Source organism: Paenibacillus sp. NPDC058174 (assembly GCF_042883865.1).
Classification (GTDB): domain Bacteria; phylum Bacillota; class Bacilli; order Paenibacillales; family Paenibacillaceae; genus Pristimantibacillus.
The window spans coordinates 1,583,474-1,596,479 of sequence record NZ_JBHVUY010000001.1; the positions used below are offsets into that span (position 1 = coordinate 1,583,474).

The 13,006-nt window shown below is 51.4% G+C and carries 14 protein-coding genes; all 14 read right to left on the reverse strand.

Annotation, left to right across the window (positions count from 1 at the left end):
• Positions 1-61: 61 nt before the first annotated feature.
• Positions 62-1,627 (reverse strand): MDR family MFS transporter, encoded by a 1,566-nt coding sequence (locus tag ACFVVF_RS07280; protein ID WP_387806744.1) that lies wholly within the window; start codon positions 1,625-1,627, stop codon positions 62-64.
• 103 nt (positions 1,628-1,730) lie between these two features.
• Positions 1,731-2,477, reverse strand: coding sequence for a DNA repair protein RecO (recO, locus tag ACFVVF_RS07285; protein ID WP_387806746.1), 747 nt, complete (start codon positions 2,475-2,477; stop codon positions 1,731-1,733).
• A gap of 48 nt (positions 2,478-2,525) precedes the next feature.
• Positions 2,526-2,687 (reverse strand): YqzL family protein, encoded by a 162-nt coding sequence (locus ACFVVF_RS07290; RefSeq protein WP_387806748.1) that lies wholly within the window; start codon positions 2,685-2,687, stop codon positions 2,526-2,528.
• A gap of 98 nt (positions 2,688-2,785) precedes the next feature.
• Complete coding sequence (gene era / locus ACFVVF_RS07295; RefSeq protein ID WP_387806749.1) at positions 2,786-3,715, reverse strand: GTPase Era; 930 nt, start codon at positions 3,713-3,715, stop codon at positions 2,786-2,788.
• A 25-nt stretch (positions 3,716-3,740) separates the two neighbouring features.
• Complete coding sequence (gene cdd / locus ACFVVF_RS07300; RefSeq protein ID WP_387806751.1) at positions 3,741-4,187, reverse strand: cytidine deaminase; 447 nt, start codon at positions 4,185-4,187, stop codon at positions 3,741-3,743.
• 19 nt (positions 4,188-4,206) lie between these two features.
• Complete coding sequence (locus ACFVVF_RS07305; RefSeq protein ID WP_387806753.1) at positions 4,207-4,572, reverse strand: diacylglycerol kinase family protein; 366 nt, start codon at positions 4,570-4,572, stop codon at positions 4,207-4,209.
• Positions 4,572-5,069: an rRNA maturation RNase YbeY gene (gene ybeY, locus ACFVVF_RS07310; protein ID WP_387806755.1), complete on the reverse strand. Its 498-nt coding sequence runs from the start codon at positions 5,067-5,069 to the stop codon at positions 4,572-4,574. Before ybeY ends, ACFVVF_RS07305 begins: the two co-directional genes overlap by 1 nt.
• Complete coding sequence (locus tag ACFVVF_RS07315; RefSeq protein WP_387806757.1) at positions 5,066-7,324, reverse strand: HD family phosphohydrolase; 2,259 nt, start codon at positions 7,322-7,324, stop codon at positions 5,066-5,068. Before ACFVVF_RS07315 ends, ybeY begins: the two co-directional genes overlap by 4 nt.
• Before the next feature lie 17 nt (positions 7,325-7,341).
• Entirely contained in the window at positions 7,342-8,313 is a 972-nt protein-coding gene (locus ACFVVF_RS07320; protein ID WP_387806759.1) for a PhoH family protein, read from the reverse strand.
• 6 nt (positions 8,314-8,319) lie between these two features.
• Entirely contained in the window at positions 8,320-9,513 is a 1,194-nt protein-coding gene (gene yqfD, locus ACFVVF_RS07325; protein WP_387806761.1) for a sporulation protein YqfD, read from the reverse strand.
• 11 nt (positions 9,514-9,524) lie between these two features.
• Entirely contained in the window at positions 9,525-9,803 is a 279-nt protein-coding gene (gene yqfC, locus ACFVVF_RS07330; protein ID WP_042162767.1) for a sporulation protein YqfC, read from the reverse strand.
• A gap of 129 nt (positions 9,804-9,932) precedes the next feature.
• Positions 9,933-10,415 carry a hypothetical protein gene (locus tag ACFVVF_RS07335; RefSeq protein WP_387806762.1) on the reverse strand — a complete coding sequence of 161 codons (483 nt, stop codon included), beginning with the start codon at positions 10,413-10,415 and terminating at the stop codon, positions 9,933-9,935.
• Between the two features lie 73 nt (positions 10,416-10,488).
• Entirely contained in the window at positions 10,489-11,487 is a 999-nt protein-coding gene (floA, locus tag ACFVVF_RS07340; RefSeq protein WP_387806764.1) for a flotillin-like protein FloA, read from the reverse strand.
• 38 nt (positions 11,488-11,525) lie between these two features.
• Positions 11,526-12,935 (reverse strand): NfeD family protein, encoded by a 1,410-nt coding sequence (locus ACFVVF_RS07345; protein WP_387806766.1) that lies wholly within the window; start codon positions 12,933-12,935, stop codon positions 11,526-11,528.
• Positions 12,936-13,006 lie beyond the last annotated feature (71 nt).

Below are 13,006 nucleotides of genomic sequence, written 5' to 3' on the forward strand. Positions count from 1 at the left end.
CATATATATTAAATAATTTTAATGACAAAGTCAAACGAAAACGAAAATATAATACGGCGAATTAGTGGCCGTGTACTTCAGCCGCTGTCTCTCCGCTTGCATCCTGCTTCTGTTTTCTATTTTGCTGTATCAAATCCTTCATCGAAGCTTTGCCCATCAAGGATACGCAGACGAGAGCCAATGCAGCCGGAACGATCGACCATAAGAAAGTCGTCGATATGGAGCCCGAAAGCACATCGATAATTTTATCCATGACTTCCTTCGGAATCTCCGCTCTGCTCTCCGGTGCAAGCAACTGGCGGGCGTTGTCGGACATAGGCGCACCTGTTGTGCCTGCGCCGCTGAAGGATTCTGCCATGCCGCTTGAGAAGCTGTTGCGCTGAATGATACCGAAGATCGTAATGCCTACCGTCATGCCCAATGACCGGATGAATGCCATCGTGGAATTGGCCGAGCCTCGCTGGCGCATATCGAAGCTATGGATCGACGACATGCCGAGAACGGAGAACGAGAAACCGATGCCGAAGCCGGTAACGAGCATATAGATCGACAATACGAATTTCGTCGTATCCGGTGTAATCGTCGACAGTAGTGCGACACCGGTAATAAAAATGACGGCCGATAAAATCATAACGTTCCGGTAAGGCATTTTATTCGCCAAAATACCGCCCGCTTGAGCTGCAAACACTGAACCCAGCGTCATCGGCAGCAGCATCAAGCCGGAACTTGTCGCAGTGCCGCCAAATACGCCTTGAACAAATATCGGGATATACAGCGCTGCAGTAATGAAAGCTGCCCCGTAAAACAATCCCGCACTTGTACTAGCAGCGAACAGCCGCTTCCGGAACATAGCGAAAGAAATGATAGGCTCCTCTACCTTCGACTCGATGAAGAGGAAAGCAAGGAACAATACCGCAAACCCGGCGAACAAGCCGATAATTTGTGCCGAATTCCAAGCATATTCATTGCCGCCAAGCTCCAGTGCGAACATGAGGCAGACGATCGCGCCAACCAAGGTTGCAGCTCCCCACCAGTCGATCCGCTGCTTGGAATGTTCATGCGATTCCTTGTAGAACAAAATAATAAAGAGCAGAGCTACGATCCCGACAGGGATGTTGATGTAAAAAATCCAGCGCCAGTCCAAGTGATCGGTGAAATAAGCGCCGGCAAGCGGTCCGAACAAGCTGGACGTGCCGAATACCGCTCCGAACAATCCGCCCATTTTGCCTCTTTTTTCCGCCGGAAAAATATCAAATACGATAGTAAAAGCGATTGGCATCATCGCTCCGCCGCCAATGCCCTGAATCGCCCGGTAAATGCTGAGCTGTGTAATCGTCTCCGCCGTTCCGCACAATATCGAACCAAGCAGGAACACCGCAATACCAAATACGAAAAACCGTTTCCTTCCGTACATATCCGACAGCTTGCCGAAAATCGGCATGCCTGCCATTTCCGTTACGAGGTAAGCTGACGTTACCCATACGAATTTGTCCATGCCTCCCAGATCGCTAACGATGGTAGCCATAGCGGTCGAAACGATCGTATTGTCGATCGAAGCGACCAGAATGCCGAGCAAAAGCCCGGCTACGACAAAGCCTAACCGGCTTTGCTGCGCTTGTGCGTTCATGTCCTTATTCCCTCCCGTAATCTCTCCTCAAAACCAACACGGATAATCATAACCGATTCCAAATAAAACGTGCTCAGTCTGCAGACTGAGCACGTTCGTTTTTTCATAGGTTATATTTGTCAAGCTGATCCAGAAACGACCTCGACTTTAACGGAATGCCCAAGTGAGCATCCATTAAGGCACGCATCGCTTTCTTCAGCTCCTGCTTTGTCTCTGGCTTTACCTGTATAGCGCCTAATCTTCGCAAGTCCATTCGCCGGAACAATCTCAGCAGCTTATAGGCGCCTTCCCCAACCTTAAGCGCATGGGGATCCTGTCCCGTACAGCGCGGACATAACGCCCCTCCCGCATATGGACTTAGACGCATCGGCCCCTGTTCATTGCCGCAATTCACGCAAAAATCGAGCTCAGGCGCATATCCCGACGCTTCCAATATCCGCATTTCATACAAATGAGATATGATTTGCGGATCTTTGCCTTCCTCCAGACCTGTTAAGCCGGCATGAAACTGCTCGAACAGAAAAGAACCGGATTCATCCTCCTGAAGCGCCTTATCGGTTAGTTCAGCGGCATACGAGGCGTATGCCGCCAAATCCAGCTGTTCACGCAATCGATGATGGGATTCGATAATCTCGCCATGATTCAACGTGCCTAAACCGCTCTTTCGAAAAAAAACAAATTCCCCGTATGTAAACGGCTGCGCGAGTGAAGCATGCCTGCTCTTCACTTTTTTCGCGCCGCGGATGAGGACACCCGCTTTGCCGTTTGTTTTCGTCAGCAGCGTAACGATTTTATTGCCTTCTCCGTAATCCATGCTGCGGATTACGATGCCTTCCACGCGATAAAGCATTTGCTCTCCCCCATGCTTGAACCGCTACAGCCGGCTGCTGCGTCACCCTTATGGTGCAGACTGCTGCTCCAGCTCTACGGCCAGCTCGTCAGCGTCATCAGGCACATCATTCGGATGACCGTTATCGCCAAACTGATCCATTTCCTTGTAGAGCATATAAGACTCCACATCACCGGTCAACGTAAAATACTTCCACGAAAAATTTCGCATTCGTATTCATCCCTTTCCGCCTCGGAAATGAAGCTCCAGACGATAATAGGATGCGATAATTAGCCGAATGCTATGCTTTACAAATTACGTCAAAATGATCAATCATGCCTGAAGCCGAAATCCTTCAGCACACGTTCCTGGTTGCGCCAGTCCTTCTTCACTTTAACCCAAAGCTCAAGGAATGTCCGGGAGCCGAGCAGCGCTTCGATATCTTTGCGGGCCTGCTTGCCGACTTCCTTCAGCAAGGCGCCCTTTTTGCCGATAATGATCCCTTTTTGCGAATCACGCTCGACGAAAATAACCGCGCCAATGTAGACTACGCCATTCTCCTGTACACGCATATCCTCGATGCCGACAGCAATGGAATGCGGCACTTCCTCACGCGTCATATGCAAAATCTTCTCGCGTACAAGCTCCGCTACGACGAATTGCTCCGGATGATCCGTCACTTGATCGGCAGGATAATACTGTGGCCCTTCTGGCAAATATTTCGTCAGCTGCGCCAGCAGCGTCTCCACATTGCTGCCGTTCAGCGCAGAAATCGGAATAATTTCCGCGAACGGATACAGATCTTTATATTGCGTAATGATCGGCAGCAGCTGCTCAGGCTGGACCTTGTCGATTTTGTTCATCACAAGAAATACAGGCGTATTTACCTTTTTCAGCTGCTCGATAATAAAACGGTCGCCGCCGCCGATTCCTTCCGCTACGTCAACGAGAAACAGAGCCGCCTCTACTTCTTTCAAGGCGCTTTCCGCTGTTTTCATCATATAGTCGCCCAGCTTGGAGGTCGGCTTATGAATGCCCGGCGTGTCGAGGAAGACGATTTGCGAATCATTCGTCGTGTATACACCATGAATTTTGTTGCGTGTCGTTTGCGGCTTGTCGGACATGATCGCGATCTTTTGCCCAATCAAGTGATTCATTAACGTCGATTTGCCGACGTTGGGCCTGCCGATAATCGCTACGAAGCCTGATTTGAACTTCTGTTTGTCGCCGTCACGGCCTTGGGATGTTGGTTGACTCATTGTGAACTTAATTGCCCCTTTCGTTTCATAACCCTTTTGAATCTGTCTCCAGAGAAGCCGGCGTAAATGCGCCCGGCAGCAGCTCTGCTACTGTGGCGATTGACCAATCGCCCTGCAGATTGCCCATGACAACCGGCATGTCCGGCGGACAAAGCTCGACGAGCACCTGGCGGCAAACGCCGCATGGCGCAATCGGCCCGTCCGTACGCCCGATGACTGCGATAGCCTTGAATTGTCCGGGACGAAGACCGGCTGCAATTGCGCTGAACAACGCAGTTCTCTCGGCACAATTGGTTGGCCCGTATGCAGCATTCTCAATATTGCAGCCGTAATGGATACGTCCTTGGTCGTCTAGCAGCGCTGCGCCGACTTGAAACTGCGAGTAAGGCGTGTAGGCTCTCGCCATCGCTTCTCTCGCATCCGCCAGCAGTGCGCTGTAGTCTTCGGACAGTCCTTCATACGCCAATGTCATTCTCCGGCTCTCCTCTCATCTACTTCATCAATATATGCCATAAGGGCGGCCCAATAATGAGCAGCCCTATTATAACAGCAGCCACGGCCGTTACCAATACAGCTCCGGCAGCCGCATCCTTTGCCGCCTTGGCGACGGGATGCAGACCGGGGCTGGCGAGGTCGACCGCCTGCTCAATCGCAGTGTTCACAAGCTCAGCCGCAATAACCAATGCGAAGGTGAGAAGCAGCACCGCCCATTCCATTCGTGTCAACGAAAGAAAGGACGCCAGAATGGACACGACAGACGCAGTCAGCAAGTGAAATCTCACATGCCGCTGCGTCCGGATGCCGAACCGTATCCCTGACCATGCATAGCCTAAACTGCGGATGAACTTCGCGAGCATTATCGCGATAAGCCGGCTTTTTGAAGCACGGCTTCCTGCTTGGCCGTCATTTCCGCTTCGCTCTCCTCATCCTGATGATCGTAGCCGATCAGATGAAGAAAACCGTGTACGAACAAAAACCCGATCTCACGCTCCAGCGAATGACCGTAATCCTCGCTTTGCTCCTTCGCTTTCTCAACCGAGATCACGATGTCGCCAAGCATGCCGGATATCGGATCAAGCTCGTCTTCGCTCTCCACCTCAAAAATAATGTCCAGCTCGTCCGTTCCGTCATCCTGCATAGCGAATGACAGAACGTCCGTCGGCCGGTCAATTCCGCGGTATTCGCGGTTCAATTGATGGATTTGCTCATTGTCGGTGAAGGTTAGCGTTACTTCGCCGTCCTCCATTCCTTCAACTTCGCCTGCAAGCTTTAACAGCTCTTGCAAGCGTTCAATCCACTGCTCGGGAATTTCAAATTTAGTCTGCTCATTGCTCCAGTCGAGTTGCAAGCTCATGCCATACGCTCCTTTGGTTTCACATCTTCCGGATATTCAATACGCGAGTGGAAAATGCCGATTACGCTTTCTTTCAGCGAGTGCGCAATCTTGTCCAGTTCCTTCATCGTCAAGTCGCATTCATTGTATTGATTGTCGTCAACGCGGCTTTTAATAATTTTTTGAATCATCGCTTCCACCTGCTCGACCGTTGGGTTTCTCAAGCTGCGAACAGCTGCCTCTACACAGTCTGCCAAGCCGACAACAGCAGCTTCCTTCGACTGCGCTTTCGGTCCCGGATAACGGAAATCATCCTCGGTGAAATTAACTTCGGCACCCTGCTCCTCGGCTTGCTTCAACGCTTTGATGTAGAAGAACTTCAGCGATGTCGTCCCGTGATGCTGCTCCGCAATATCCCGAATCGGCTTCGGTATGTTATGCGCCTTGAGCATATCCACGCCATCGCGGGCATGGGCGACGATAATCGATTTGCTCAGCTTTGGATCAATCGTATCATGCGGATTCTCGATATTCGTCTGATTTTCGATAAAATAGTTTGGCCGTTTCGTCTTGCCAATATCATGATAGAACGAGCCTACGCGGCATAACAGTCCGTCCGCCCCAATCGACTCTGCTGCAGCTTCTGATAAATTGCCGACCATTACGCTGTGGTGATAGGTTCCCGGCGTTTCCGTCAGCAGCTTGCGCAGCAGCGGATGGTTCGGGTTCGACAGCTCTACCAGCTTCAATGCCGATAAAATGCCGAACGTAATCTCGAAAAACGGCATAAGGCCAATTACGAGAATTGCCGTCAGCAGTCCGCTCGCAAAGGCGAATGCCAGTGAATAAATAAGCGGGCCTTGATCGAGCTGCTCGCTCAGAAACATAAGAGCCAGCACCGAAGCCGATCCGAACAGGCTGACCATAATACCGGCCTTTAATATCGTTGACCGCTGGCTCGCACGGTGAATGGAAAAAATCGCGGCGATCGACACGACGATAAAGACAAAGCCGAAATTAAAATCAAAAATTTGATTTTGCTGCGTATTCAGCACAACGCTGCCGATCAGCGAGAAAATAATAGAACTGATTAGCGCAAGATGCATATCAAGCAGCAATGCAATCAGCATCGTTCCGAGCGCTGCCGGTGCCAAATATCCGGCATACGGAGCCGCATGCGTCTGAGTCAGCGAAATGACCTGCATCGTTAAAATATTAATTAAATAAATGAGCCATAGCATAAACAGCTGCGAGTTGTTGTATTTCGGCTTCAAGCCGTCCTTGCCGCCCGATTGATGCAGATAAGCATAAATGCCAAGAATGAGCATCAAACACATGAGCAGCAGTCCAAGCTGCGGCCAGTAATTGCGCTTGTCATGCAGCAGCGAGGAATCCTTAAGCAGCTCATACACCTCAGGTGTGATGATTTGCCCGCGCTTTACAATGAGATCGCCTTCCTGAATCATGACCGGAGGCGTATTTTTCTTCGCTTGGATTTTGGCCTCTTCCGTCGCTTCCTTGTCGATGAAACGATTCGGCATAATCGCAAACCGCGCCAGCTCCTGAACAATTTCACGGCTTGTCCGGCCGGACAGCTTGCTGCCGTTTACCAGCTCCGCAACCCGTGTTCTAGCCGTCTCCGCATCACGGAGCTGCTCGCCCATCAGCTTGCGGACGATTTCTTGTCCAACGCTTCTCATGTCTGCTATCTCTTCGGATGTGAGCCTAGGCATTTTGTAAAAGGTTTCTTCAGGGATCGTGTACTCCTGCTCCTTAATGACTTCCGCCATTTCGGTCAGCAGCGTATCGTTATAGGTGCCGCCACCGGCGTTCTTTTTGACAAAGTTTTCGACGAACTCGCCGTAGCGCCCTGGAATTTCATTGCGGTAGATGTCGATTTTGTTCTGCTGGCTTACCTGGTCGTCCAAATTCAGCTGCTCAATCCGCAGCAAAATTTGGTCCAGAAGCTGGTCGCTGCGCAAAGCGACGTTCGAGTAGCTTGAATCTATGCGATTCGCCGCTTCCTCTTGCGCTTGCAGCGTCGCTTTGCTGTCCGAGATTTGGAACGGAGCGAGAATATCTTTCTCGCTGGCCGCTCCCTCTTGAATGTTATAAGTCTCAGGCACGACATGCGGTGCTAAACTGAAATAAAACAGCAATACAAACAGAAACAAGAGCACGAGGCGTACCGCCGCGCTCTGCTTCCACCCCGCAGTTCTTAACGACTGCAAGTTCCCCTGTTTACCGACCTGATTCTGATTCTGGTTCTGGTTCATGGAGCGGACATTCCTCTCTATGCTTTGTTATCGGCGTCCCAGTTGTAAGCGACTATGATTTTCTGGACTAGCGAATGGCGGACGACATCTTGCTCGGAGAAGAAGATAAAGCCGATTTCCTCGATGTCTCGCAAAATGCGCTGCGCTTCGATTAAGCCGGAGTTTTTGCCCCGCGGCAAATCGATTTGCGTCACGTCGCCCGTAATGACCATTTTGGAGCCGAAACCAAGACGCGTAAGAAACATCTTCATCTGCTCGGGCGTCGTATTCTGAGCCTCATCCAGAATGATGAAAGAATCGTCAAGCGTCCGTCCGCGCATATAGGCGAGCGGCGCGATCTCAATGGTGCCGCGTTCGAATGCTTTAGCCGTTTGATCCGGGCCAAGCACATCATGCAATGCATCGTATAAAGGCCGCAGATATGGATCTACTTTCTCTTGCAAATCTCCCGGCAGAAAACCGAGATTTTCTCCCGCCTCGACTGCAGGGCGCGTCAGCATAATACGCTTGACGGAGCCTTCCTTCAAAGCAGCAACCGCCAGCACGACGGCCAGATAGGTTTTACCTGTTCCGGCAGGGCCGATACCAAATACGATATCCTGCTTCTTAATTGTTTTCACATAATGGCGCTGTCCAATCGTCTTAACACGTATCGGCTTGCCTCTGAATGTGCTCGTAATTTCGGCCTTAAACAAGTCTAGCAGCTCTTCAGCCTGCATCGTCCGGGCCAGATCAAGCGCATACATGATATCGCGTTCAGAAGGATTGTAGCCGCCGCGGAAAAGCTGCAGCAGCACGTTGAACAGTTGTTCCAGCGAATCCACCTCTTGCTTCTCGCCGGAAATTACGATTTCCGCTTCGCGCGACGAAATGGAAGCCTCCATCTGCTGCTCCACTAGTTTCAAAAACTTATCCTGGGGACCAAAAACCGCTAGTCCCTCCGCTGCGTTCAGGAGCGGAATTTTGACTGTTCTCGTCTCACTCTGCAAACAACCTCATTCTCCTTGCATCTGGACTAGGGGCATTTCTTTCACAATCGATTGCTCGACCTCAAAATGAACTTTCATATAAACTTTACCATTGTCCGTCTTTTCATGCAAAACAATTTCGTTCCGGATGACCGCATCCGCGCCCGCTTTCAACATGACATTGGCTTTGGCTTGCAGCATTCCCGCGCTCTTCGCCTCATCTTCGGTCAGCTCCCGCTCCTCTGCCCGCACTTCCATGATCGTTTTCTTCATTCTTCCGAGAGGAAGATGCCAGCTGCGCCATGCGGCCTGCTCCTCGTAGACGACGGTCTCGAACTTCTCGAACGGGTTGCTCCCGAAGCCGCTGACCTGCAGCGCTCTGCCGCCGATCATCGCATACCACTTGGTCTTTTTCTCCCCGGTATAGACCTTAGTCTGCTGCGTCAGCGGCGATGCAATGTCGTACTCGTACCAGACCAGCCCGCGGACTGAGCCCTTCGCTACAACGGTCTGTGTATAAGCGCCTCCGCCAATTGTGCCGGAGATTAACGTCTGTCCTTCCCGGACCTTCATATTTTTCTTAACGACCGCCCGGCCTTTCTCGGTATAGATTTCCGTGACAACAGCGTCGGCGGATGCGACCAGATGCCTTGGATTTTGCAGCTCCTGCTTGTCCGGCTCAGTCGTCTCCACGACTTGAATGATGACCTTGGTTCCCTTTCGTTCAACGCCGATCCACGTCGCTCCAGGCAGCTTGTTCACCAGACGCTTGGACAACAAGCCGGCATCCTGCAGCCGGAACGTCCATTGCATCGGATACAGCCCTTCCTGCTTAGCAGCGGCAAATATTTGCTCATCGGTCAGCTTCATATTTCCTTTCACCTCTACCGACCATACAAGCGACGAGAGCAAGTAGACGCCGACGAAGAAGAGAAGAATACCGGCCGCGAACAGCTTTCTTTTCTGCATTTTAACGAGCCAGAACGGCAGACCTGATCTTCTTGTCACATGCACGCGGCAGCCCGTCTTTTTCAAATACTTGCGCAAACGGAAGAAGTCGTTGACCGACAGCTCAAATTGCAGCCTGTCCGTGCTTGTCCACTGGATGGACGACAGCTGCAGCCCTCCCTCCAGCGCCCGGTTAACCAACTGCTCCGGCTGTCCGCCCCGGATTTGAACCGTCACCATACCTCTAATCCACTGCAGCCATTGCCCGTCCATTCGAACCCCTCCTATTCTCTTACCTCGATACTTTTAATTGTGCCTTCGATAAACACTTCTTCCGTCCAAATCGTGCGTATGACGAGCGACGTCCCGGTCACCTCAAGCTCCCCCTTGCTGAGTGCAAGCTTCAGCTTCTCGCTTGAGAAATGAATGACGCCGCGATGATTCTCAATGTACAGCTGGCGGTCACCGATCATCGTGAGCCGCGGCAGGTCGTATACGACATCCTGGGGCAAATCCAATACATCCGCGGTCCACTTGCGCAATCTACGGTTAATACGGCCCATAGTCAGTCTTTTGCCCCCTTGCTGCAGTGTCTGCAAACCTTGTTACCTTTCAAAATATGCGGGGCAGGCGGCAAATATGAAAAAAGCGTCAGCACGGCGCAAGGTTGCGCGTACTGACGCTTCTTCATTTTATTTGCCAAATGGCCGCTTCGACCTTGGCGGACCAAGTATTTCCGACCAGATAATCGCTTTCTTAAGCTCGTCGGTTTCAGACAGCGCGCTCAAGGAAGCCTTAGCAGGCCGCTGTGAGGCTCCACCGCCCTGAGCCGCAGTAGGCGAAGGGAATGGTGAACGAGGACGCTGAGCGCCCGCAGGGGCGTTCTCAGCCCGTTCCTGCTGACGGATAATGACCGGCTTAGGAGGCTCAGGTGCAGGTGCAGGTTCTGGCTCGGGAAAAGAGGCGTAACGCCCATCTATCCACTGCGGCTGCTCCTCTTCCTCATACTCCTCTGTCCTGCGGGGGGGCTCGCCTCCTCTGCCGCCGCCGAAAGTAGGCATTGCCGGATTGCCGCTGCGGGCCGACCCTCCAACCTTCCGGAAGATCGAGAACAGCACCCCGCCAATGATGACGACAAAGTAAATGTTGTTTAGTAAAAACTCAATCAGTTTCAAGCTGTCTTCACCTCCAAAATGAAGCCTCGGAAACCTGGCATGAAATTAGTTAGCTTTACAATGCCAGAGCTCCTTAGTTTTCATTTTTCGGATCGTTGGACGCCGATTCCGGCTTGCCGATCGAGCTCCGCATTTGCGTATCAGCTTCGATATTTTTCAAGTTCATATAATCCATTACGCCGATTTTTCCGTTTTTAAGAGCATCAGCCATAGCAAGCGGAACTTGCGATTCCGACTCTACAACCTTAGCGCGCATCTCAACGACGCGGGCCTTCATTTCCTGCTCTTGCGCGACAGCCATTGCGCGGCGTTCCTCAGCCTTCGCCTGGGCAATCCGCTTGTCGGCTTCCGCTTGCTCCGTTTGGAGATGTGCGCCGATGTTTTTGCCTACGTCTACGTCCGCAATATCGATCGACAGAATTTCAAACGCAGTTCCAGCGTCAAGACCTTTGCCAAGCACCGTACGCGAGATGAGGTCCGGATTTTCCAAAACGTCTTTATGCGAATTTGCCGAACCTACTGTCGTTACAATACCTTCGCCGACACGGGCGATAATCGTTTCTTCGCCGGCGCCGCCGACCAGTCTTTCAATGTTGGCACGTACCGTTACACGCGCTTTAACTTTTACTTCAATACCGTCTTTCGCTACAGCTGCGACAGTTGGTGTCTCGATGACACGCGGGTTAACGCTCATTTGTACCGCTTGAAGCACGTCACGGCCTGCAAGATCGATTGCCGCCGCACGTTCGAATACGAGCGGAATGTTGGCACGCTGTGCCGCGATCAGTGCGTTGACGACTCGGTCAACGTTGCCGCCGGCCAGGAAGTGACTCTCTAACTGATTAATATTAAGGCCAAGTCCCGCTTTTGTTGCCTTGATCAACGGATTGACGATACGGCTTGGAACGACGCGCCGCAAACGCATCGCGACGAGCGTAATAATGCCGACGCGAACGCCGGAAGCGATCGCCGACACCCAGAGCATAACCGGGAAAAAGCTGAAAAATACTGATAAAATGACGATCGCTGCAACCGCAATAATTAATACCATTACAATTGGATCCAATCCCATAAGCGATAACCCTCCGTTTTTCTATTTTCTAGAATGCTTTATTCTAATACTTCTTTTACAACAACCCATGTTCCTTCCGCCTTGACCACTTTAACCGGTTTTCCGGATGCGATAAACTCGCCCGCAGTCACAACGTCAATCCGCTGGTCGCCGATCTGCGCTGTACCTGACGGTCTAAGCGGCGTTACGGCAATACCCTCTTGCCCAAGCCAATCCGTCTTGCTGTCCGCCGACACATAACCTTGCTCGGTAGTCAGCTTCTCGCGCAAAATAAATTTGTTCCAAATGCCTTTCGTTTTGTATTTGCGGATTACGAAATACAAAATGATAACTGCAAGCACTAATGCTACGACAAGTGAGATGAACGCGTTCATCGGATCCGGCGAAGCCGTAACGACGCCTGCAACGAGAGCGATGCTTCCGAGAATGCCCAATATGCCGAAGCTCGAAATAAATACCTCAATCACAAGAAACGCGAAGCCCACTACACAGAGAACGACCGATTCCATACCGGCGAACCCGGCAATGTAGTGACCGAAGAAGTATAAACCGAATGATAAAATGCCTACGATTCCCGGAGCTCCAAAGCCTGGTATGATCATTTCTAACGCTACTCCCGCTATGCCCAATACGAGCAGCGCGGTCATGACATAAGGATTAACCAGAAATCGCGATACTTTCTCGGCAAGCGAAGGCTCAAAATCAACGACTCTCCGATTGTCCAGTCCAAGCAGCTTTATTGATTCTTGGACGGAGCCAGCCTGATGCTCCGCATAACCGAGCTTAACGGCTTCGTCTGCTGAAAGTGAAAGAATTTGCCCTTTCGCTTTGTCACGGCCGATTTCCGGCAGCTTCAGCACAATATCGGGATCAACCATCGCCGCTGCGACGTCCGGATTGCGTCCGTTCATCTTCGCCGCTTCACTCATTGCGCTCACCCAGTGCGAAATGATCTTCGGATTCTGAATCAGGTCGCCTGAGCCGTTCACAACAGACGCAGAGCCAATCATGCTGTGCGGCTCCATAATGATGCTGTCCGCATTTAGTGCAATGTAGGTTCCCGCTGATACAGCCTTGCTTTCTACGTAAGCTGTAGTGGGAACGCTGCTCTTGCGGATAAGCTCGCCAATTTCCTCCGCGCTTGTAACCTTTCCGCCAAACGTATTAATAACCAGAATAACCCGTTCGGCTTTTGCTTCCTCTGCTTCCTTGTAAGCCCGTTCTAAGAACGCTTTCAAGCCGGATTCTACAGTCTGCTTCACTGGAACGACGTAGACGGCGGTGCCGATATCGGCTGTGGTCTCGGCTTTCGCCTGCGAGGGAACAACAATCAGACTGCCTGCCGCAGTAAGCATCAACGCTGCCAGCATCAGCATCGGGATGAATGCGGCTACTCGTTTGCGCCACCTTATCATCTGCAAATAAGGCTCCTCCCTTTTTCTTTTCATTATACCCTAATACGCAAATATGGCCATTTCGTTTCATTTTCGGCGGAAATAGCAAAAAAACACCCCGTAAA